The organism is Streptomyces sp. NPDC104202, assembly GCF_055584185.1.
On the sequence record NZ_JBVJMN010000061.1, the window covers coordinates 19905 to 42532 of the forward strand.

Genomic DNA, 22628 nt, shown 5'->3' on the forward strand with positions numbered 1-22628 from the left:
GTGCCACCCTCGTGACCTCTGCAAAACCGTTCCCGCAAAACCGCCGCCAGGCCTTGTGCGGGAACGTTCCCGCACCAATACTCGCTCCATCCCCCCGAGCCCGTCACTACACCCGTAAAGGGGTGGGTCACATGCGCATGCCCAGAGCCCTCGCGCTTCTCGCCTGTACCGCCGCGCTCGCGGCCACCACCGCCGCCTGCTCCGGCGCCACCAAGCCCCCGGTCGCCGCCGGCGGCGCGGACTTCAAGGTGACCCCGACGTCGCCGCCCGCGCAGGGCCCGCTGGACTCCTTCACCTGGTCGCTGTACGCCGAGCCGTACACGCTCGACTACGCCCTCGCGTACGACTACCCGCCGAACACGGTGCTGGCCAACGTCTGCGAGCAGCTGCTGCGCGTCACTCCCGACCTGAAGATCGAGCCCGGCCTCGCCGTGAAGTGGGCCCAGCCCGACCCCCGCACCCTCGTCTACACCCTGCGCCCCGGGGTGAGGTTCCACGACGGCACCACCATGACCGCCGACGACGTCGTCGCCTCCCTGAAGCGCCAGATGGCCCCCGAGACCGGGTCGCCCTGGGGGACCTCCTTCAAGAACGTCGACTCGATCGAGAAGACCGGACCCCTGGAGGTGACGATCCGCCTCGGCAAGGCCGACGTCCTCTTCCACGAGCTGATGGCCGCGTCCCCCGGCACCGTCGTCAGCGCCGCCTCCCTCGCCGCGGCCGGCAAGGACTACGGCACCCCCAAGGGCAAGCTGAACTGCACCGGCCCCTTCGCCCTCGACACCTGGGCCCAGGGCGACAGCATCACGCTCCGGAAGAACCCGGCCTACTGGGACCCGAAGCTCACCGCCCGGTCCGAGAAGGTGAGGTTCACCTTCATCGAGGACGTGGCGGCCCGCTCCAACGCCTTCCTCTCCGGCGCCGCCGACGGCGGCTACATGGTCCCCTCGTCCTCCTTCGCCCAGCTCCGCTCCAGCGACAAGGGCTCGCTGCTCTTCGGCCCCAACACCGCCGGATCGAACCTGGCGGTCCTCGACTTCCACGGCGCGCTCGGCGACCTGCGGGTCCGCAAGGCCCTGTCGATGGCGCTCGACCGCACGAACATCGTCAGGGCCGCGGCCGGCGGCGTCGGCGTCCCCGCCAAGGCCCCCGCCGCACGCGGCGCCTGGGCACTGGCCCCGGAGAAGACCGCCGCGCTCTTCGACACGCTGCCCGAGCCCGCGTACGACCTGGAGGCGGCGAAGAAGCTCGTCCAGGAGGCCGGCGCGACCGGCCGGACCGTCACGCTCGCCACCAGCACCCTCGCCCCCGAGATCAGCGTCGTCGCCAACGCCGTGCAGGCCGCCGGCCGCCAGATCGGCCTCGACGTGCAGCTGAAGCCGGTCTCCCCCGACGCGTACAGCGGGATCTTCGTCGACCCGAACGCGCGGGCCGGCCTCGACCTCGTCATCACCAGCGGCTACGACAACACGCCCGACCCGCTGGAGTTCTACCAGTACCTGCGCACCGGCGACTTCGGGAACTACGGAAACTGGAGCAACGCGGAATTCGACGTCGCCTTCGACCGGGCCAACTCCGAACCCGACGCGGGCAAGCGCGCCGAACTCACCGCGAAGCTCCAGCGGATCGCGCTGGACGAGCTGCCCGTGATCCCGGTGTACGAGGCGCCCTACTCGGTCTTCCTCGGCAAGCGGATCACCGGCGCCCCGACCGGCGTCGTCCAGCTGTACTACCCGTGGGCCGCGACGATCGGGGCCGCAAAGCGATGACGCGCTACCTCGTCGGACGGCTCCTCGGCCTGGTGGCGGTGCTGTTCGTGACCTCCCTCGTGGTCTTCGGCTCCGTCCACCTGGCCCCCGGCGACCCGGTGACCTTCCTGCTGCACGGCCGCCCCGCCACGCCCGAGGCCGTCGCGGCCCTGCGGGCGGAGCACCACCTCGACGACCCGCTCGTCACCCAGTACGCCACGTGGCTCGGCGGGGTGCTCGGCGGCGACTTCGGCCGCTCGGCCCAGTACCACCAGGACGTGTCCGCGCTCATCGGCTCCCGGCTGACGGGCACCGCGCTGCTCGTCGGCTTCGCCGCCGTGCTGGTCGTGGTGCTGGGGGTGTCGGCCGGTGTCCTCGCCGCCCTGCGTCCCGGGCTCCCCGACCGCGTGGTGCTCATCGGCACCGGCGTCGCCACCGCCACGCCCTCGTTCGTGACGGCCATCGCGCTCGTGTCGCTGTTCTCGGTCCAGCTCGGCTGGTTCCCCGGCCCCGGCGGCGGCACCCCGGCGGGACTGGGGGACCGGCTCCACCAGCTGACCCTGCCCGCCTTCGCCCTCGCCCTGTCCTTCGCGGGGCTCCTCGCCCGGGTCACCCGCTCGGCGATGCTCGACGAACTCGGCCGCGACCACGTCGAGGTGGCGCGCGCCCGGGGCGTCGCCGGCCCGTCGGTGGTGCGCCGCCACGTGCTGCGCAACGCGCTCGGCCCGGTCGTCACCGTCGGCGGCACCATGCTCGCCGGACTCCTCATCGGCACGTCGATCGTCGAGACCGCCTTCGACGTGCCGGGCCTCGGCTCGCTGCTCGTGCAGTCGGTGACCGCGCAGGACTTCGCCGTCGTGCAGGCGATCACCCTCCTCAGCGTGGCGGCCTTCGTCCTCGTCAACCTCGTGGTCGACCTGCTGGCCCCGCTCATCGACCCCCGTCTCTCCCTCGGGGAAGGCTCCTCATGACCACCACCACCTCCGCGGCGCCGTACCGCAGGCCGGGGTTCCGCGCCCTGCGGCTGTTCGGCCGGGGTCCGCTCCTCGCGGTCTCCGTCGCGGTCCTCGCCCTCCTCGTCCTGACCGCCCTGCTCGCCCCGGTCCTCGCCCCGTACGACCCGGAGGCGCTCGACCTCTCGGCCAGTCTCGTCGGGACCACCGGCGACCACCTGCTCGGCACCGACCAGTCGGGGCGCGACGTGCTCTCCCGGCTGATCCACGGCGCCCGCACCGGCCTGCTCGGGCCGCTGCTCGTCGTCGGCGTCTCCACCCTGCTCGGCACGCTGCTCGGCGTGGTCGCGGCCTGGCGGGGCGGCTGGGCGGACACCGTCCTCTCCCGCTCCATGGACCTCGTCTTCGCGATCCCGGGGCTGATGCTCGCCATCCTGCTCGTGTCGGTCGTCGGCACGGGACTCACGGCGCCGGTGATCGCCATGGCCGTCGCCTACACCCCGTACGTGGGACGCCTGGTGCGCGGCATCGCCCGCCAGGAGAAGGCCCGGCCGTACATCGAGGCGTACCGGGTGCAGGGCTGGTCCGGCTGGACCGTCTGCGTGCGCCATCTGCTGCCCAACATCGCGCCCACGGTCCTCGCCCAGTCCGCGATGAACTTCGGGTACGCGCTGATGGACCTGGCGGCGCTGTCCTTCCTCGGCTTCGGCGTGCAGCCGCCGGCCGCCGACTGGGGCTCCATGATCAACGAGGGACAGGCGGCGGTCCTCCAGGGGGCGATGCTGCCGGCCCTGGCGCCCTCGGCGTGCATCGTGCTCGCCGTGGTGGCGTTCGGCATCGTCGGCGAGGGGCTCGCCGACCGGATCGCGAAGCGGGAACGGTGAGCGGCATGCACGCACACACGGATGCGGCACCGGTGCTGGAACTCGACGGGCTGGCGGTCCGCCTCCCCGACGACCGGGCGGCCCGGCCGCTCCTCGACGGCGTGAGCCTGACCGTACGGCCCGGCGAGACCGTCGGCCTGGTCGGCGAGTCCGGCTCCGGGAAGTCCGTGGCCTGCCGCAGCGTCCTCGGACTGCTGCCCGAGGGCGCCCGCACCACCGGCGAGGTCCGCGTCTGCGGCCGCGACGTCCTCGCCATGGACCGCGCCGCACTCACCGGGCTGCGGGCCCGCCGGGTGTCGATGGTCTTCCAGGACCCCCGCGCCTCTGTCAACCCGCTGCGCCGCGTCGGCGACTTCCTCACCGAGGGACTGCGGGCCGCCGGGACCCCGGCGGCCCGGGCCACCGCGCGCGCCGAGGAACTCCTCGACGCGGTCGGCATCCGCGACCCGCGCGGCGCCCTGCGGCGCCACCCCCACCAGTTCTCCGGCGGCATGCTGCAGCGGGTCGTCATCGCGGCGGCCCTGGCGAGCGAACCGGAGCTGCTGGTCGCCGACGAGCCGACCACCGCCCTCGACGTCACCACCCAGGCGGAGATCGTCTCGATGCTCGCCCGGCTCCGCGCCGAACGCGGCACCGGCATGCTGTTCGTCACCCACGACCTCGAACTGGCCGCGACCGTCTGCGACCGCGTGTACGTGATGTACGCCGGCCGGATCGTGGAACACCGGGGCACCGACGAGCTGTTCGACCTGCCGCGGCACCCGTACACCGCGGGCCTGCTCGCCTGCACGCCGAGCATCGCACCGGGCGCGCCGGCCCCCCGGCCCATCCCGGGCCGGCCCGTCTCCCTGGCCGAGGCGCCGCAGGGCTGTGCCTTCGCCGCGCGCTGTGCCCACGCCGTCCCGCGCTGTTCCCGGGAGAAGCCCGAACTCGCGGTGCACGGCGACGGGTTCGCCGCCTGCCACCGCGCCGACGAAGGGATCACGCTGTGACCGTCTCGACGAAGGAAGGACTGGTCGTCGAGGGACTGACGAAGCGGTACGGCGGCCACACGGCCGTGGACGGCGTGTCGTTCGCGCTGTCCCCCGGCTCCTCGCTCGCGATCGTCGGCGAGTCCGGCAGCGGCAAGACGACCACGGTGCGGATGCTGGTCGGGCTGGAGACCCCGGACGGCGGGACGGTCCGGCTCGACGGCCGCGACCGCTCCGCCCGCCCGCGGCGCCGGGCCGAACGCCTGGCGCGGGCCCGGGAGATCCAGATGGTCTTCCAGGACCCGTACCTCTCGCTCGACCCGCGCGTCACCGTCGCCGGCTGTCTCGACGAGGTCCTGCGGCTGCACGGCCCTCTCGACGCCGCCGCCCGGCGGGCCCGCGTCGCCGAGCTCCTGGACCAGGTCGGGCTGGGCGCGCGGGAGGCCGACGCCCTGCCCCGCGGCCTGTCCGGCGGTCAGCGCCAGCGCGTGGCGATCGCCCGCGCCCTGGCGGTCGAGCCCCGGGTCCTCGTGCTGGACGAGGCCGTCGCCGCCCTCGACGTGTCGATCCAGGCCCAGATCCTCGAACTCCTGCGGGTCATCCGCGAGGAGTCCGGCATCGGCTACCTCTTCGTGACGCACGACCTCGCGGTCGTCCGGCACGTCGCCGACGAGGTCCTCGTCCTCAGGTCCGGCGCCGTCGTGGAGTCGGGCCCGGTCGACCGCGTGCTCGGCGCCCCGGAGCATCCGTACACCCGGCTGCTCCTGGACTCCGTTCCCCGGCGCGGGCGGCGGGCGGCCTGACTCACGCCTCCAGCCGGACGAGGACCGCGGCCACGGCCCGGGCCACCGCCGCCCGGGACTCCTCGGTGGGGTCGACCAGCTCGAAGCCGTGCCGCCCGTGCGGGACGTCGACCACCTCGACCTCGCGGCCGGAGGCCGCGGCGGCGTCGAGGAACTCCCGGACCGTGGCCGCGAGGACGGGGTGTTCGCGCCCCGCCCGCGTCAGGACCACCGGCGGCCCGTCCGCGGCGCCGACGGCGTCGACGGGCCGGAATCGGGGGCCGACGGCGTCCCAGCCGGGCGGGGGCGCGAGGGCCGGGTAGGTCACCGCGAGGCAGCGCAGCCAGGCGGGCGGCGCGGCCAGCCAGTCGGCGGCGAGGAGGGAGCCCGTCGAGAAGAACCAGAGGGCGATCCGGTCGGCGTCCACACGGGGGTCGGCGCGGAGGAGGGCGACGGCGTCGGCGAGGTCACGGGCGGCGCGCGGGTAGTCGGCGGGGTCGTACAGCCGGTGGTCGAGGGTCGCGCCGACCACGCCCGCGGCCGCGGCGCAGCGGCCGTATCCGAGGAAGAAGGGGGTGTCGCGCGGAGTGGGCCTCCGGTCGGGGGCGACGGGCCCGCCGTGGACGAAGAGCACGGCCGGGCGCGGGGAACCGCTGCCGGAGGGGAGGTGGAGGTCCACCCTGCCGTGGCGTTCACGGGGTGCTTCGGGGAGGTCGAGGAGGAAGGGCAGGAGGTGCGAGGGCTGCTCGTGCGCGGGCCCGGGCGCCCGCACCCGGTGACCCTCCCCCGCCGCGGCGCGGAGCAGCACCCCGGCGAGCGCGTCCGGTGCGGAGAGCATCGGCCAGTGGCCGGTGGCCAGTTCGAGGAAGCGCACGTGGGCGGCGGCGAGCCGGCGGAACTGCGGCGGCCCGGAGGCCACGAGCAGTTCCACGGCGTCGATGCCGGCTCCGCCGGACGTGCCCAGGACTCCGGTGAGCGGCAGCGCGTCGGCGGCGCCGGTCAGCCGCAGCGGGTCGGTGAGGGTGGCGGGCGGCTGCGGCACGGCGAGGCGCTCCAGGCGGTCGAGCACCGCGGCGGGGACCCCGTCGGTCGTGCCCCAGCGCCCCCGGCTGCCCCGGGTCGGCGGCGGGACGGGCCGGTCGCGCTTCCCTACCGCTTCCGCGCCTTCGGCCTCGCCGTCGCCCAGCAGGGCCCTCACCTCGGGGTCGGGCAGCGCGGCCGCGGCGGGCCGGCCGTCCTCGGGGAGCGGGGTGTCCAGGGCGACGATCCGGGCGACCCGCTCCGGCCGGCGGTCGGCGGCGCCGAAGACCGGGTGCAGTCCGTACCCGTGACCGACGAGCACCACGTCGGGCGCGTCGAGGGCGTCGACGAGCCGCACCAGGTCCTCGACGTGGGTCTCCAGGCCGGGCGCGGCCCCCGCCCCGCTCTCCCGGTCCGCCATCCCGGTCAGGGTCACGGGGTACGGCTCCGCTCCCGCGGCACGGAGCCGGGCGGCGGTCTCCTCCCAGATCCAGCCGCCGGTGAAGGGGCCGGACACCAGCACGAACGCGGTCATGAACGTCTCCTCGCCTCTCGGGGATGTCCCGCCCTGCACGCTAGGAACTCCCCCTGGGGGAGGTTCAAGCCGTGGGCGGGCGGACGGCACAATGGACCCGCCGGCGGACGGCGCCGGCTCGCTGACGGAGGTTCACGTCGTGTCGTCCGACGGGCTGTGGAGCATCGGGGAGCTCGCCGAGCGCGCGGGCACGACCGTAAAGACCGTGCGCCACTACTCGGACCGGGGACTGCTGCCCGAGGCGGCCCGCAGCTCCGGCGGGCACCGCAGGTACGGGGCCGGGGCGCTGGACCGGCTGCGGCTGATCCGCTCGCTGCGCGCGCTCGGCCTGCCGCTGCCGGAGGTGGAGCGGGTCGTCCGGGGGGCACCGCCGGGTGAGGACGCGGGGTCGGCGGGCCCGGACGTGCTGGCGGAGGCCGTCGCCGGGCGGCTGCGGGAGGTGGCGGCCGAACTGGCCGCGCTGCGCTGGCGGGAGGCGTCCCTGCGGCTGCTCCAGGAGGGCGACGGCGGGGAGCGGGCCGAGCGGCTGCGCCTGCTGGGCGCGATGGGCGTGCCGCCCGCCCCGGACCCCCTGGTCCGGTTCTGGCGCCGGATCCTTCCGGTGCGGCTGCCGGGGCGGGTGGTGTCCCGGGTCCTGGACGGGGTCGTGCCGCGTCCCCCGGACGATCCGGGTCCCGCGCAGGTGCTCGGCTTCGCCCGGCTGCACGCGCTCGTCACCGACCCGCGGCTGGGGACGGCGGAGCACCGCCCGGCGCCGCCCCTGCCGGACGGGGAGTACCGGCCGGCCGTGCTGTACGAGGGTCTCGCGGAGGCGTACGCGCTGGCGGCGGCCGAGGAGCGCGGGGGGAGGTCCGGGACGGACGGCGCGCTGGACTGCTTCGTGGCGGCCTACGCCCTGGCGTGCGGAGAACGGGACACGCCCGCCTTCCGGAGCCGGCTCGTCGGGCGGCTCTCCCCGCACGAGGGGCCGGTCGTCGTCCGGTACTGGAAACTGGCGGCCGGGCTGTTCGCCCCGGAGGAGCCGGTGCTCGGCGTCCTGCACCACCGGCTGTCCGTCGCCCTGCGGGACCGGGTCCGCGCCGACGCCGGCTGAGGCTTCCCACATGATGGGCGGCCGGGCGTCCACGGGTTGGTCGCCGCGGTGGCGGATCTTTCCGAGGTGTCGCCGTCGCCGCAGGTCAGAGGGGTGTGTACCCGCCGTCAGGTGGCGCAATACTGCCGCAACACCACCGCGGCCCGACCGCGGCTACGTTCCGTGCCATGCCCGCCGACACCGCCTCCGCCGCCCGTCCCGTCGCCGCCGCACGCCGCCACCGGCTGCGGGCCGACCGGGCGCGGCAGCTCGCCGACCTGCTGCGCCACCAGATCCTGGCCGGCGGGTTCCCGGGCGGGGTGCTCCCGCTGGAGGACGCGATCGCCGCCGACTACCGGGCGAGCCGCAACACCGTGCGCCAGGCCCTGGACCTGCTGCGCGGCGAGCAGCTGGTGGAGCGGCGGTCCGGGGTCGGCACGGTGGTGGTCGGCGAGAAGTTCCCGCACGCCCTGGACCGGCTCCAGGGGCTCGCGGAGATCCTGCGCGAGCACGGGCGGGTCTCCAACGAGGTCCGCACCGTCGGTCCGGTGGCGGCGTCCGGGCCGGTGGCCCACCGGCTCGGACTGCCCGAGCACACCGACGTGCTCTGTGTCGAACGGCTGCGGCGGCTCGACGGACTGCCGCTCTCCCTCGACCTGTCGTACCTGCCGATGGACGTCGGCGGCGCGCTCCTGGACGGCGACCTGGAGAACACCGACGTGTTCCGGCTCCTGGAGCAGCTGACCGGCGGGCCGCTGGGGCACGCCGAGATCACGCTGGAGGCCGTCAACGCCGACGCGCACTCGGCCGCCGTGCTCCAGGCCCCGCGCGGGGCCGCGGTCCTGATGCTGGAGCGGCTGACCCATCTGCCCGACGGGCGCCCGGTGGACCTGGAGTTCATCCGGTTCCGCGGCGACCGCATCACCATGAGCGGCCTGCTGCACCGCTCCGTCTGACCCCCGTCGACCCTTCCGAACCCCCTTCCTGGAGACAGCCATGCCTCTGGTCCCCCAGCGTGCCGACGTGCCCGTGACGATCGACGAGTCGAAGTGCATCGACGGCTGCACGCTCTGCGTCGACATGTGTCCGCTGGACTCGCTCGCGATCCGCGAGGGCGACGGCAAGGCGTACATGCACGTGGACGAGTGCTGGTACTGCGGCCCCTGCGCGGCCCGCTGTCCCACCGGCGCGGTGACCGTCAACATGCCCTACCTGCTCCGGTGAAGGCGAAAGGCCGACCTCTCATGTCCAGAGCCACCCTGTCCGGCTCCTCCCCCGCCTGCGTTCCCCCGTCCCGCGGGCGCGGTGTCCGCGCCGGGCTTCCCCTGCTCCTCCCGGTCGCGCTCCTCGTGCCGCTCGCCACCGCCTGCGGCGGCGCCGCGGGATCGGGCGACGGCGACGACGGGGGCACCGTCACCGTGACGGTGGGCTACCAGTCGAAGACCATCAACACCGTCACGGCCGGCACCCTGCTGCGCTCCCTCGGCTACTTCGAGCAGGAGCTCGCGGCCGCCGGGAGGAAGGACGGCCGAACCTACCGGGTCGTCTGGCAGGACTACGCGACCGGCGCCCCGATCACCGCGCAGATGACCGCGGGGAAGATCGACATCGGGTCGATGGGCGACTTCCCGCTCCTCCTCAACGCGGCCCGCGGAAAACAGCTGAAGGAGCCGACCCGGCTCGTCTCGGTCACCGGCTACAACCTGCGCGGCGGCCTCAACACCGTCGTCACCGCGCCCGGTTCGCCGCTGAGGTCGCTCGCCGACCTGAAGGGCCGCAAGGTCTCCACCAGCGTCGGCTCGGCGGCCGACGGCACCCTGGTCCGGGCGCTGCGCCGGGCGGGACTCGACCCGGCGAAGGACGTGTCCAAGCTCAACCAGCAGCCGAGCGTCGGCGCGTCGGCGCTGGCCGGGGGCAGCGTCGACGCGCTGTCGCAGTTCGTCGCCTGGCCCGGGCTGCTGGCCTTCCAGGGACGGGCGACGGCCCTGTACGACGGGGCCGAGCTGAACCTGCCCACGTTCCACGGGGTCACCGTCCGGGAGGAGTTCGCGCGGCGGCGGCCCGCCGTCCTCGACGCGTTCCTGCGCGCCCAGCGCCGCGCCACGGACGAGCTGCGCGCCCGTCCGGTGGCGGCCGCCGAGTCGGTGGCGAAGGAGACGGGGCTGCCCGCCGAGGTGGTCTACCTCTACAACGGCTCCCAGGGCATCGCCACCTTCGACCCGGCGCTCCGTCCGGAGCTGATCGCCGCGCTGAAGGAGGACGTGCCGGTCCTGCGGGAAGCCGGTCTGGTCGAGGACGTCGACGTCGACGCCTTCGTCGACCCGGCGCCCCTGCGGCGGGCGGTGACCGGTCCCGCGTACCCCCGGGCGGCGGCGGCGCGGTCCGAGCTGTGGCTGCGGGGGCAGGGCACGACCCGTTCCTTCGACAGCCCCGGCGCGCTCCTGAAGGCCGTGCGGGGCGCCGACGTGCGGGCCGCCTACGTGCCGGACGCGGTGACCGGGACGCTCTGGTTCGCCGACCGGGCGGTCTGGGTCGCGGACGGCGGCGCGTGGCGCGCCTTCGTGACGCGGGCGGCGGCCGAGCGGTACGTGTCGGCCCACACGGGCTCCCGGATCGTCGCGTACGCGGACGCCGTGAGGCTCGCCTCGTGAGCGGCCGGCTCCCCGGCGGCGCGGGTGCCGGGACGAGGGCCGTCCGCCGGCTGGTGCGGGTGGCGTCGCTCGCCGCGGCGCTGGGGGCGTGGCAGCTGCTGACCTCGCTCGACGTCACGCTGTGGCTGCGGTTCGAGCAGTTCCCGACGGTCGTCGAGGTGGCCTCCGCCTTCGCGGACCGGGTCGGCACGGAGGCGTACCGGCAGGACCTCGGCCACAGCCTGCGCCGGATCGCGGTCGGGTTCCTGCTCGCCGCGGTCCTGGGGGTGGCGGCCGGCACGGCCGTCGCCCGGTCGCGGTGGGCCGCCGACCTCCTGGGCCCGCTGGTGGAGGTGGTGCGGCCGGTGCCGGCCATCGCCCTGGTGCCCGTGGCGATCCTGCTCCTGCCCACCAACGAGCAGGGCATCGTCTTCATCACCTGTGCCGCCGCCCTCTTCCCCGTCCTGGTGTCGACCCGGCACGCGGTGCGGGCGCTGAGTCCGGTGTGGGAGGAGGCCGTCCTCACGATGGGCGGCGGCCGGGTCCGGGTGCTGTTCTCCGTGGTGCTGCCGGGCGCCCTGCCGGGGATCTTCGGCGGGCTGTCGGTGGGCATCGGCGTCTCGTGGATCTGTGTGATCTCGGCGGAGATGATCTCCGGCGAGTACGGGGTGGGGTACCGCACCTGGCAGGACTACACGGTCGTCGACTACCCGGGGGTGTTCGTCGGCATGGCCACCATCGGCGCCCTGGGGTGGCTGACCTCCACCGCCGTCGAGACGCTCGGCCGCCGGGTGACCTCCTGGCTGCCGCGCCCCGCCGACCGGTCCCCCGCGGGCCCCGTCCGGGCGTCCGCGGCGGGCCCGCCGTCCCCCGCCTCCGCCGCGTCCGGCGCGCCCTCCCCCACCGTCCCCGCCGTCCCCGCCACCCCGCCCGAGAAGGAGCCGGTCCGATGAGCACCGTGAGCCCCTCCACCACGTCCGCCACACCGTCCGGCCCCGCCGCGCCGCGCTCCGCGCCCGCTCCGTCGGGCCCGGCGCCGGCGGGCGCGGAACTCGCCCTGCACGGCGTACGGCTCGGCCGTCCCGGCGCGGCCGCCGTGTGGGGGCCCGCCGGGCTGCGGATCGCGCCCGGCGAACTCGTGACCGTCGTCGGCCCGTCCGGCTGCGGGAAGACCACGCTGCTGCGCACGCTCGCCGGGCTGCTGCCGCCCCTGGAGGGCCGGGTCACCCAGGACGGGGCGGCGGTCCGCCGGCCCGGCGCCGACCGGGCACTGGTCTTCCAGCACGACGCGTTGCTGCCGTGGCGCTCGGTGCGGGCCAACGTCGAGCTGCCGCTCGCGATCCGCGGGGTGTCCCGCGCGGAGCGGCGCCGCTCGGCCCTGGAGTGGCTGGAGCGGGTCGGCCTGGCCGACCACGCCGCGAAGCTGCCGCACCGGCTGTCCGGCGGCCAGCGGCAGCGGGTGCAGCTGGCGCGGGCGCTGGCGGGCCGGCCCCGGGCGGTCCTGATGGACGAGCCGTTCGGCGCGCTCGACGCCCACACCCGTGCCGGGATGCAGGACCTCCTCGGGGAGATCCTGCGCGGCACCGGCGCGACCGTCGTCTTCGTCACCCACGACGTCGACGAGGCCGTCCACCTGGGCGACCGGGTCGTCCTCTTCGCGACCGGCGAGATCCTCGACGTCCCGCACCCGCGGACCCGCGAGGCCCGCGACGATCCCGCGACGGCCGCCCTGCGCCGTCGCGTCCTCGACTCCCTCTGACCCTCCGGCCGCATCCCTCCGACCGCCGCCCTCCGGCGCCGCGGTCGTCGGCCCGCCGCTTCGAAAGGCATCCCGTGGACACCCCCCTGACCGTCCCCGACCTCGCCGACGCGACCGAGCTCTCCTGCGACGTGCTCGTCGTCGGCGGCGGCACCGCCGGCACCATGGCGGCCCTGACCGCCGCCGAGCGCGGTGCGAACGTCCTGCTCCTGGAGAAGGCGCACGTCCGGCACTCCGGCGCCCTGGCCATGGGCATGGACGGCGTCAACAACGCGGTCGTGCCGGGCCGGGCCGAACCCGACGACTACGTCGCCGAGATCACCCGCGCCAACGACGGCCTCGTGGACCAGTCGACGGTGCGGCAGACGGCCACCCGCGGCTTCGCGATGGTCCGGCGCCTGGAGGCGTACGGGGTGAAGTTCGAGAAGGACGAGCACGGCGAGTACGCGGTCCGGCAGGTGCACCGCTCCGGGTCGTACGTGCTGCCCATGCCGGAGGGCAAGGACGTCAAGAAGGTCCTCTACCGGCAGCTGCGGCGGCGCGAGATGCGGGAGCGGATCCGGATCGAGAACCGCGTCATGCCCGTCCGCGTCCTCACCCACCCGGAGGACGGCCGGGCCGTCGGCGTGGCCGGACTCCACACCCGCACCGGCGAGTTCGTCGTCGTCCGGGCGGGGGCGGTCGTCCTGGCGACCGGCGCCTGCGGCCGGCTCGGCCTGCCCGCCTCGGGCTATCTGTACGGCACGTACGAGAACCCGACCAACGCCGGCGACGGGTACGCCATGGCGTACCACGCGGGAGCGGCGCTCACCGGGATCGAGTGCTTCCAGATCAACCCGCTGATCAAGGACTACAACGGGCCGGCCTGCGCCTACGTGGCCAACCCCTTCGGCGGCTACCAGGTGAACCGGCACGGCGAGCGGTTCGTCGAGTCGGACTACTGGTCGGGGCAGATGATGGCCGAGTTCGCCGCCGAACTCGCCTCGGACCGGGGTCCGGTGTACCTCAAGCTGAGCCATCTGCCGGAGGAGACCGTCCAGGCGGTGGAGTCCGTCCTCCACACCACCGAGCGGCCCACCCGCGGCACCTTCCACGAGAACCGCGGGCACGACTACCGCACCCACGACATCGAGATGCACCTCTCCGAGATCGGCCTGTGCGGCGGCCACTCCGCCTCCGGGGTGCGCGTCGACGCCCACGCCCGCACCACGGTGCCCCGGCTGTACGCGGCCGGCGACCTGGCCTCCGTACCGCACAACTACATGATCGGCGCGTTCGTCTTCGGCGACCTCGCGGGCGAGGACGCGTCCCGGTACCGGGCGTACGAGGGGGAGCTGGACCCGGCGCAGCTCGCCGAGGCCCACGAGCTGGTGTACCGGCCGCTGCGCCGTCCCGACGGCCCTCCGCAGCCGCAGGTCGAGTTCAAGCTGCGCAGGTTCGTGAACGACTACGTGTCGCCGCCCAAGACGGGGGCGCGGCTCTCGCTGGCCGTCGAGGCGTTCACCCGCATGTCGGAGGAGATCGCCGGGATGGGGGCGCGGACGCCGCACGAGCTCATGCGGTGCGCGGAGGTCTCGTTCATCCGCGACTGCGCCGAGATGGCGGCGCGGGCCTCGCTGGCCAGGACCGAGTCGCGGTGGGGGCTCTACCACGAGCGGCTCGACCACCCGGAGCGGAACGACACGGACTGGCTGCACCACCTCGACCTGCGCAAGTCGCCCTCCGGGGCGATGGAGTTCACGGCGCGACCGGTCGAGCCGTACGTGGTGCCGGTGCCGGAGTTCGCCCCTCCGGGCGGCCCCGAGCGGCACATCGGCGAGGTGGCGCTCGTGCCCGTCGCCACCGCCGGGCCGCGTGACGCCGCCCCGGCCGCCCGCGCCGGCGGCGACGGCCCCGCGGCCCCCGCGGGCGGCCTGCCCGAGCCGGTCGACGGTTCCGCGGCGGCGCCCCGCCCCCGGCTGCTGCGGCTGCTGGCGCTCGCCGAGGACTCCCCCGACGTCGACGCGCTCGGCCCCTACCTGACCGACGACGATCCGGCGGTGCGGGCCGCCGCCGTCACGGTCCTCGGCGAGACCGCGCCGGCCGGCTCGGGGCCCGCCCTGGCCGCGCGGCTGCGGGACGGTGCGGCGCGGGTGCGGGCGGCCGCCGCGGCGGCCCTGCGCGAACTGGCCGAGGTCCTTCCCGCCGAGCCGGTGCTCGGCACCGGGCTGCGCGCGGCCCTCGACGTGCCGGACGCGGCCGTGCGCGCCGCCGCGCTGGACGTGCTGCGGGCGCTGCGGCTCGGCGACGCGTCGCTGTACGCGGGCGCGCTCTCCGACGACACGGTCGACGTCCGGGTGCGGGCCGTCCGGGCGCTGGTCGCGGTGGACGCGGTCGCGGAGCTCGCGGTGGCCGCCGGCGATCCGGCGCGCGAGGTCCGGGTCGCGGTGGCGCGTGGCCTGGCGGCCGTGCGGGACCCCGCCCCGGAGCCGCTGCTGCCGCTCCTGGACGACGCCGACCCGCTGGTGCGGGGTGCGGCGCTGGCCTCCCTGGCCGACACGGGCTGCCCGCCGGAACTGGCGGCGACGGCGGGGGCGGCGCTCGGCGATCCCGCCTGGCAGGTGCGGGCGGGCGCGGCGACGGCGCTGCGGGCCGCTCCGGCCGGTCCCGCCGTCGCCGGGCTCGCCGGCGCGCTCGGCGACCCGAACGCCGACGTCCGCAAGGCCGCCGTGCTCTCCCTCCTCGCCCACCGGGACGACCCCGCGGCCCGCGCCGCCCTCGCGGGGGCGGCCGGCGACGCCGACGCCGACGTCCGGGCCTACGCCGCGCGGGCGGCGGCGCCGGTCCCGAGCGGCGCCCGCTGAACCCGGGCTCGCCGGGGGCCGTCGTGCTCGGCGTCCCCCGGACGGCCCCGCGCGTCGCGCGGTCCGCGCACCCGGTCGGGTGACGGGCGGCGGCATCCGGGTGAGCGTGCGCGTGACCGGCCCGTGGGCCGGGAAGGGGCGCAGGCTGGATGCAGGACGACGAGGAGGTGGTGCCGGTGTCGGGGCCGACGACGAGCGGGGACGCGGTGGGAGCGCCGTGCTGGCTGAGTCTGAGCGCGCGTGATCTCGCGGCGGCGGAGCGTTTCTACGGGGCGGTACTGGGCTGGACGTTCCGCCGGGGCGGTCTGGACGACACGTTCGCGGTGGGCGAACTGGGCGGGGTCCCGGTGGCCGGGATCGCCCCGGTGGCGGTCGAGCTGGCCGTGCCCGTGGCCTGGACGGCGTTCTTCTCCGTGGCCGACGCCGACGCGGCGGTGGCGCGGATCCGGGAGCGCGGCGGCACCGTCGGCGTGGGACCGGTCGCCTATCCGCCCCGGGGCCGGGCGGCGCTCGCCACCGACCGCGAGGGGGCGTCGTTCGGGGTGTGGGAGGGACCCACGGAGTCCCGCTGGCACGTCGACGAGTACACGGCTCCGGCCTGGCTCGAACTCCACACCCGGGACGCCTTCGAGGCAGCCGTGTTCTACGGCGAGGTGCTCCGCTGGACGGACGGGTCGCCGGGCCGCCTGGAGGTGTCGTACGAGCAGGACAAGGTGGTGCTGCGCCGGGACGGCGACGCCGTGGCCCGGCTGAACAGCGGACCGGTCGAGTCCGCCTCGCCGCGGCCCCAGCTGCGGCCGCGGTGGATCGCCTGCTTCCGGGTGCCCGATCCGCGGGCCGCGGCGGAGGCGGTGCTGGCCCACGGAGGCTCGGTGGTGCAGGGCGGCGACTGGGGCGGGGTCCGCGGGCCCGAGGACGCCGACGGCCGCCGGGTGGCCGTGCGGGACCCGGACGGGGCACTGTTCACCCTGGCGGTGGCCGAGGAGCGGAAGGTCTGACCGGTGCGGGGACGGGAGCCCGGGTCCGTGGCCCGTCCCCGCACCGGCGGCCGGCCCGGCTGATGGGGTCGCACGTCCTGCACCTGCGGCTGCACGCCGACCCGGCGGTCCTCGGCTGTCCGGTGGAGGCCCGGTTCCGGCTGGGCGTGCCGCACCGCGGGCCCGCGGACGCGATCCGGCTGCCCGCGCGCGGGCCGGCCGGGCGCCACCTCGTCGTGACCAGCGGCTCGACCAGCCTCCTCGGGTACTCCGGCCACCGTGCCACGCGCGACCTCCAGGAGTTCGCGGACCGGGTGTCCGCGCGGCTGGAGGGCGTGACCTCGACGGAGACGGCCCTGCCGACGCGGACGGACAAGCGGGCGGGCTTCGCGTCGGTCCGGGGGTGAGCGGGGCGGGCCGGCCGCGCCCGGGGACGGCGAGGATCCCGGCGGCCGCCTCTGCGCGGCCGCCGGGGTCCTGGGTCCGGTGCGCGTCCCCCCGCGGGGCCGGACGCCGGACCGGGGCGGGCCGCCGCGCGCCGTCCCCACGTGCGCGGCGGTCCCGGTACCGGGTGTCAGGCCGTGGCGGCCCCGGAGGCGGCGCGCGGCGTGGTGGCGGGTTCCACGGCGGGGTCGTCGGCGCCGGCGGCCGGGTCCTTGGCGGGGATGAGGGCGGCGACGAGCGCGGCGGCGACGCCCACGCCGCACCCGATGAGCATGGCGACGCGGAAGCCGTCCTCGGAGGGCAGCGCGTGGCCGCCGAGGGTGGTGGTCATCTGGGCGAGGACGACGCCGATGACGGCGGCCGACCCCGAGGTGCCGATGGACCGCATCAGGGTGTTGAAGCTGTTGGCCGAGGCGGTCTCCTCCTGCGGGACGGCGCCCATGATGAGGGCGGGCATGGCGCCGTAGGCCAGGCCGACGCCCGTGTTGCAGACGAGGGTCACGGCGAGCAGGCCCCAGGTGGTGCCCATCAGCGCGAGCGAGGAGCCGTACCCGGCGGCGATGACCAGGGCGCCGACGGAGAGCGTGACCTTGGGGCCGCGGGCGGCGGAGAGCTTGGCGCCGAGGGGCGCGAGGACCATCATCATCAGGCCCGCCGGGGCCATCCACAGGCCCATCGCCATCATCGACTGGCCGAGTCCGTAGCCGGTGGCCTCGGGGAGCTGGAACAGCTGGGGCACGACCAGGGACTGCGCGTACATCGCGAAGCCGACCAGGACCGAGGCCAGGTTGGTCATCAGGACGACCGGGCGGGCGGTGACCCGCAGGTCGACGAGCGGGTCGGGCGTGCGCAGCTCCCACGCGCCCCAGCCGAGCAGGACGACGGCGGCGACGGCGAAGAGGCCGAGGGTGGTGGCGCTGCCCCAGCCCCAGCTCGCGCCCTTGGAGACGGCGAGCAGCAGGGCGACGAGGCCGACGCCGAGGCCGAGCGCGCCGGGGACGTCGAAGCGGCCCGGTGCGGCGGCGCGGCGGCCGGTGGGGGCGACGCGCCAGATGAGGAAGCCGACGACGAGGCTCAGGGCGGCGGCCACCCAGAAGAGCACGCGCCAGCTGGCGTTCTCGGCGACGGCGGCGGAGAAGGGCAGGCCGAGGGCGCCGCCGACGCCCATGGAGGCGCTCATCAGGGCGATCGAGCCGCCGAGCCGTTCGGGCGGCAGGATGTCGCGCAGCAGGCTGATGCCGAGGGGCACGACGCCCATGCCGAGGCCCTGGAGGCCGCGTCCGACGATCATCGGGACGACGGAGGAGGCGAGCGCGCAGACCACGGATCCGGCGACCAGCGGGACCACGGAGGCGAGCAGGACGCGGCGCTTGCCGAGGGTGTCGCCGAGCCGTCCGGCGACCGGGGTGGCCACGGCGCCCGCGAGCAGCGTGGCGGTGATCACCCAGGAGGCGTTGGACGCGGTGGTGTCGAGCAGCTTGGGGAGGTCGCCGATGAGCGGCACCACCAGGGTCTGCATGAGTGCGGCCACGATGCCCGCGAGCGCGAGGACGCCGACGACGCCTCCGGGTCGGGCGTCGGGCTTGGAGCCGTCCACGAGTTCTCCCTCGGTCTTGCACGGTGCGCCATGGGTCGCCATGTGCGGTCTTATGCATGATGCACATGTATTGTCGCATGCACAAGCTATGCATAGTGCACAGTTGAACGCGACGGGAGAGAATGGAGTCATGGACAAGCCCGTGGACAAGCCCACCCATCTGGTCGAGTTCGAGGCCATGCTGCTCGGCCGGCACGCCCTCCTGTACGCGCCCCGCTCCCGGGCCGGCGGCGGACACCTGGACCGCAGCGCGTACGTCCTGCTGAGCCGGATCCGGATGCACGGGCCGATGTCCATCGGGCAGCTCACCGAGGCGTTCGGCCTCGACGCCTCCACCCTCAACCGGCAGACCGCCGCCATGCTGCGCGCCGGGGTCGTCGAACGCATCCCCGACCCGGAGGGCGGCATCGCCCGCAAGTTCCGCATCACCGAGGACGGCGAACGCCGGCTGGAGGCGGACCGGACCGCGAACGTCGAGGGCCTGGAGCGGGTGATGGAGCACTGGTCACCCGAGGACGTGACCGTCTTCGCCGCCTACCTCGAACGCTTCAACCGCGACATCGAGCGGCTCGAAGGCCGCCCCTGGCCGCGCCCCTGACGCCGGCCGGCACAGCGCCGGCCCCGCGCACCCGCCGCCCGCCGTTCCCCTGCGCCGGGCGCGCACCCGAGGGCCGGCGCACCCCCGTCGGCCGCGCACGCGGCCGACGGGCTCACCGCGCACCGCCCCCCAGCCCCGGCGGCGCGCCCGGCCCGGCCCGCGCCCCGAGGCGCCCCTCCGCGCCCCGGCCGTTCGCGGGCGAGGACCCCACCGTTCCCGGATGACGGACGCGCCGTCAGCCCCCGCGCCGCATCGCCGCCCGGCGGTCCGCCGTCGCGAGAGCGGTGTCGAGCAGGGCGACGACGGCGAAGGCGAGGGCCGCCGTCGGCCGTCCCAGCCCGTCGAGGGCGAGGGCCGCCGCACCGAAGACCACGGCCTTGACGGCCGGGACTCCCCCGAGCGGCAGCCGGATCCGGGCCTTCGGGGCGGCGAGGAGACCCCAGGCGACGGCGGCGACGGCGGGCGCCGCGACGGCCAGCAGCAGCCGGAGGGCCACGCCGTCCCCTCTCCCAGCCCCACCACGCCAGGACGGCCAGGGCCGCGGGCTCCAGCAGGAACGCGAGCCCTTCGGTGAACACGCACAGCGGGCCGGGGAGCTTCATCGGGGACCTTCCGGGGACGACCGCGCGGGCGAACCGGCCAGAGCCCAGGCGGCAGTTGTGACAGGAGTCTTTACCGCGGGGCTTCGGCGGCGGTAGCTTCCCGCCGACGCAAAACGTTTCTGAAACTTTCCGACCGTGTTTCCAGCGCCGCCGATCCCCATCCCCCAACCGGCCCGCACGGAACGCCCTTGCCTGGAGAATCAGATGACCCGCACCCCCACGCGGCTGCCCGGACGTCCGGTGGCCGCCCTGGCGGTGGCCGCCGGCCTCCTCGGCCTGCTCGCCGCACCCCCCGACGCCCCCGCACCCCGCACCGCCCCGGCCGCGGCCGTCGCCGAGAACACCGCGACCGTCTTCTACTGGACCAAGACGAAGAACTGGGCCGCACACCACCTGCACTACGCGCCCGACGGCGGTTCCTGGACCGCCGTCCCCGGCGTCGCCATGGAGGCCGCCTGCACGGACTGGGTGAAGAAGACCGTCACCCTCGGCGCCGCCACCGGGCTGCAGGCCACCTTCAACAACGGCACGGGCACCTGGGACAACAACGGCGGCAAGAACTACGCCCTGGGCACTGGGGCGATCACCGTCAAGGACGGCGTCGTCGCCCACTCCGACCCCTGTTCGGGCACCACGCCCACCCCGTCCGCCAAGGCGACGGTGTACTACTCCACCGAGGCGCTCGGCTGGTCCACCGCCAACATCCACTACCAGCCCGCCGGCGGCGCGTGGACGGCCGTCCCCGGCGTCGGCATGCAGGCCGCCTGCACCGGCTGGTGGAAGCGCGAGATCGACCTGGGGACGGCGACGTCCTTCAAGGCCGCCTTCAACAACGGCAACGGCACCTGGGACAACAACGGCGGCGCCGACTACGCCCTCGGAACGGGCGTCAGCACCGTGCGGAACAACGCGGTGACGGCGAACGCCGCCGACCCGTGCGCCGCCGCCACGCCCGACACCCAGGCGCCGACCGTCCCCGCGCGCGTCACCGCGGCGGCCGACGGCACCTCGGTCCTGCTCACCTGGGACCCCTCGACCGACGACCGCAGCGTGACCAGGTACCAGGTCACCCGGGTCGGCGGCAGCGGCGGCACGGTCGTGACCGACGTCGGTTCCACGGTGTACTCGGACACCGGCCTGGCCGAACGGACGGCGTACAGCTACACGGTGAAGGCCGTGGACGCGGCCGGCAACGTCTCCGCCGCCTCCGCCGCCGCGACCGCCACCACCGGCGACCGGCCCGCGACCCCCGCCACCGGCAAGCCGCTGGGCACCGACCCCCGCAAGGACCCGATCTACTTCGTCCTCACCGCGCGCTTCTACGACGGCGACACGTCGAACGACCGCGGCGGCAGCCAGCACGTGAAGTCGGGCAACGCGGCCAACGACGACCCCATGTTCCGGGGCGACTTCAAGGGCCTCGTCCAGAAGCTGGACTACGTCAAGGGGCTCGGCTTCTCGGCGATCTGGATCACCCCCGTGGTCCTCAACCGGTCCGACTACGACTACCACGGCTACCACGGCTACGACTTCTACAAGGTCGACCCGCGCCTGGAGTCCGCCGGCGCCTCCTACCAGGACCTCATCGACGCCGCCCACGCCAAGGGCATGAAGATCTACCAGGACGTCGTCTACAACCACTCCTCCCGCTGGGGCGCCAAGGGCCTGTTCACGCCGACCGTCTACGGAGTCCGGGACAGCCAGTGGAGCTGGTACTACGACGAGAAGCAGCCCGGTTTCGAGTACGACGGCCTGACGGTCGACGCGAAGTCCGGCAAGTCGTACTACAACGGCGACCTGTGGTCGACGGCCGAGCCGGCCGGCAACACCTGCCTCAACTGGGGCAAGCCCACCGGCGGCAAGAGCGCCGAGGGGTACACCGTCTACAACTGCCAGTGGCCGAGCCCGACCTCCGGCATGTTCCCCAAGGCGCTGTACCACCAGTGCTGGATCGGCAACTGGGAGGGAGAGGACTCCCGTTCCTGCTGGCTGCACGAGGACCTGGCGGACTTCGACACGGAGAACGCGACCGTCCAGAACTACCTGATCGGCGCCTACGACAAGTACATCGACATGGGCGTCGACGGGTTCCGCGTCGACACCGCCGTGCACATCCCGCGCACCACCTGGAACCGCCGCTTCCTGCCGGCCATCCAGGAGCGGGTGACCCAGCGCCACGGAGCCGCGGCGGCCGCGAACTTCTTCGTCTTCGGCGAGGTGGCCGCGTTCGTCAACGACAAGTGGAACCGCGGCTCGGTGAACCACTCCGCGCAGTTCTACACCTGGAAGGAGCGCAAGGAGTACGACGCCGACGACACCAGGGCCGCCCTGGAGATGTACGACTACGAGCAGCAGCAGGGCACCGGCAACCAGCCCACCTCCACCAACGCGTTCCTGAACGGCAACAGCTACCACGCGCCGGACCACAGCCGCTTCTCCGGCATGAACGTCATCGACATGCGCATGCACATGAACTTCGGTGACGCCTCCAACGCCTTCTTCAACGGCAAGGACTCGGACGACAGTTACAACGACGCCACCTACAACGTCGTCTACGTCGACAGCCACGACTACGGCCCGAACAAGTCGAGCGAGCGGTACGCGGGCGGCACCGACGCCTGGGCGGAGAACATGTCCCTGATGTGGACGTTCCGCGGCATCCCTACGCTCTACTACGGCTCCGAGATCGAGTTCCAGAAGGGCAAGAAGATCGACTGCGGGCCGACCTGCCCGCTCGCCACCACCGGCCGCGCCTACTACGGCGACCACATCGCGGGCTCCGTCACGGCCTCCGACTTCTCCCAGGTCTCGTCGGCCTCCGGAGCCGTCGCCACCACGCTCCAGCAGCCCCTGGTGCGGCACGTGCAGCGGCTCAACCAGATCCGCCGCGCCATCCCCGCCCTGCAGATGGGCCAGTACTCCACCGAGGGCATCTCGGGCGGCATGGCCTACAAGCGGCGCTACACCAGCGGCTCCACGGACAGCTTCGCCCTGGTCACCGTCTCGGGCGGCGCCACCTTCTCCGGCGTCCCGAACGGCACCTACACCGACGCCGTCACCGGCGACGTCCGCACCGTCTCGGGCGGCACGCTCACGGTCGCCGCGCCCGGCAAGGGCAACCTGCGCGTCTACGTCCTGAACGGCCCCGGCAAGATCGGCACCGCCGGCCCGTACCTGAAGTAGCGCACCCCGTACGGGGCGGGCGCCCCCCGC

The 22628-nt window shown here is 75.0% G+C and carries 19 protein-coding genes; 16 read left to right on the forward strand and 3 right to left on the reverse strand.

Features of this window, described 5'->3' with window-relative positions; genetic code table 11:
* Positions 1–131: 131 nt before the first annotated feature.
* Genes ACZ60W_RS30245 through ACZ60W_RS30265 form a run of 5 tightly spaced genes read left to right on the forward strand, consistent with a single transcriptional unit; the run spans position 132 to position 5359 of the window.
* Entirely contained in the window at positions 132–1769 is a 1638-nt protein-coding gene (locus ACZ60W_RS30245) for an ABC transporter substrate-binding protein (RefSeq protein ID WP_469758573.1), read from the forward strand.
* Positions 1766–2719 (forward strand): ABC transporter permease, encoded by a 954-nt coding sequence (locus ACZ60W_RS30250; protein ID WP_469758574.1) that lies wholly within the window; start codon positions 1766–1768, stop codon positions 2717–2719. The genes ACZ60W_RS30245 and ACZ60W_RS30250 overlap by 4 nt, the downstream gene beginning before the upstream one ends.
* A complete protein-coding gene (locus ACZ60W_RS30255) occupies positions 2716–3585 on the forward strand; it encodes an ABC transporter permease (RefSeq protein WP_469758575.1) in 870 nt (289 codons plus the stop codon). Before ACZ60W_RS30250 ends, ACZ60W_RS30255 begins: the two co-directional genes overlap by 4 nt.
* 5 nt (positions 3586–3590) lie before the next feature.
* Positions 3591–4577 (forward strand): ABC transporter ATP-binding protein, encoded by a 987-nt coding sequence (locus ACZ60W_RS30260; protein ID WP_469758576.1) that lies wholly within the window; start codon positions 3591–3593, stop codon positions 4575–4577.
* Complete coding sequence (locus ACZ60W_RS30265; protein WP_469758577.1) at positions 4574–5359, forward strand: ABC transporter ATP-binding protein; 786 nt, start codon at positions 4574–4576, stop codon at positions 5357–5359. The genes ACZ60W_RS30260 and ACZ60W_RS30265 overlap by 4 nt, the downstream gene beginning before the upstream one ends.
* 1 nt (position 5360) lies before the next feature.
* On the opposite strand, the gene ACZ60W_RS30270 is transcribed toward ACZ60W_RS30265, so the two are convergent.
* Entirely contained in the window at positions 5361–6893 is a 1533-nt protein-coding gene (locus ACZ60W_RS30270) for an alpha/beta hydrolase (protein ID WP_469758578.1), read from the reverse strand.
* 139 nt (positions 6894–7032) lie between these two features.
* Here ACZ60W_RS30270 and ACZ60W_RS30275 point away from each other — a divergent pair, with 139 nt between their 5' ends.
* The 9 genes from ACZ60W_RS30275 to ACZ60W_RS30315 all read left to right on the forward strand — a co-directional run bounded on the left by ACZ60W_RS30275 (position 7033) and on the right by ACZ60W_RS30315 (position 16581).
* Complete coding sequence (locus ACZ60W_RS30275) at positions 7033–7986, forward strand: helix-turn-helix domain-containing protein (protein WP_469758579.1); 954 nt, start codon at positions 7033–7035, stop codon at positions 7984–7986.
* A gap of 167 nt (positions 7987–8153) precedes the next feature.
* Positions 8154–8921, forward strand: a complete 768-nt coding sequence (locus ACZ60W_RS30280; RefSeq protein WP_469758580.1) for a GntR family transcriptional regulator — start codon at positions 8154–8156, stop codon at positions 8919–8921.
* A 40-nt stretch (positions 8922–8961) separates the two neighbouring features.
* On the forward strand, positions 8962–9189 hold the full coding sequence (locus ACZ60W_RS30285) for an indolepyruvate ferredoxin oxidoreductase subunit alpha (RefSeq protein WP_469758581.1): 228 nt from the start codon (positions 8962–8964) through the stop codon (positions 9187–9189).
* 20 nt (positions 9190–9209) lie between these two features.
* Positions 9210–10616, forward strand: a complete 1407-nt coding sequence (locus tag ACZ60W_RS30290; protein WP_469758582.1) for an ABC transporter substrate-binding protein — start codon at positions 9210–9212, stop codon at positions 10614–10616.
* Positions 10613–11548, forward strand: a complete 936-nt coding sequence (locus ACZ60W_RS30295) for an ABC transporter permease (protein ID WP_469758583.1) — start codon at positions 10613–10615, stop codon at positions 11546–11548. The genes ACZ60W_RS30290 and ACZ60W_RS30295 overlap by 4 nt, the downstream gene beginning before the upstream one ends.
* A complete protein-coding gene (locus ACZ60W_RS30300) occupies positions 11545–12354 on the forward strand; it encodes an ABC transporter ATP-binding protein (protein WP_469758584.1) in 810 nt (269 codons plus the stop codon). The genes ACZ60W_RS30295 and ACZ60W_RS30300 overlap by 4 nt, the downstream gene beginning before the upstream one ends.
* Positions 12355–12428: 74 nt before the next feature.
* Positions 12429–15197: a fumarate reductase/succinate dehydrogenase flavoprotein subunit gene (locus ACZ60W_RS30305; RefSeq protein ID WP_469758585.1), complete on the forward strand. Its 2769-nt coding sequence runs from the start codon at positions 12429–12431 to the stop codon at positions 15195–15197.
* Between the two features lie 149 nt (positions 15198–15346).
* On the forward strand, positions 15347–16195 hold the full coding sequence (locus ACZ60W_RS30310) for a VOC family protein (protein WP_469758586.1): 849 nt from the start codon (positions 15347–15349) through the stop codon (positions 16193–16195).
* 62 nt (positions 16196–16257) lie between these two features.
* Entirely contained in the window at positions 16258–16581 is a 324-nt protein-coding gene (locus ACZ60W_RS30315; RefSeq protein ID WP_469758587.1) for a hypothetical protein, read from the forward strand.
* A gap of 167 nt (positions 16582–16748) precedes the next feature.
* Here ACZ60W_RS30315 and ACZ60W_RS30320 read toward each other — a convergent pair whose 3' ends face one another.
* On the reverse strand, positions 16749–18257 hold the full coding sequence (locus ACZ60W_RS30320; RefSeq protein ID WP_469758588.1) for an MFS transporter: 1509 nt from the start codon (positions 18255–18257) through the stop codon (positions 16749–16751).
* 88 nt (positions 18258–18345) lie between these two features.
* Between ACZ60W_RS30320 and ACZ60W_RS30325 the strand changes: the two genes are divergently transcribed.
* Positions 18346–18813 carry a MarR family winged helix-turn-helix transcriptional regulator gene (locus ACZ60W_RS30325; protein WP_469758589.1) on the forward strand — a complete coding sequence of 156 codons (468 nt, stop codon included), beginning with the start codon at positions 18346–18348 and terminating at the stop codon, positions 18811–18813.
* Between the two features lie 235 nt (positions 18814–19048).
* On the opposite strand, the gene ACZ60W_RS30330 is transcribed toward ACZ60W_RS30325, so the two are convergent.
* Positions 19049–19309: a DUF2568 domain-containing protein gene (locus tag ACZ60W_RS30330; protein ID WP_469758590.1), complete on the reverse strand. Its 261-nt coding sequence runs from the start codon at positions 19307–19309 to the stop codon at positions 19049–19051.
* A 310-nt stretch (positions 19310–19619) separates the two neighbouring features.
* On the opposite strand from ACZ60W_RS30330, the gene ACZ60W_RS30335 reads away from it, so the two are divergent.
* On the forward strand, positions 19620–22598 hold the full coding sequence (locus ACZ60W_RS30335; protein ID WP_469758591.1) for a carbohydrate binding domain-containing protein: 2979 nt from the start codon (positions 19620–19622) through the stop codon (positions 22596–22598).
* Positions 22599–22628: the final 30 nt, after the last annotated feature.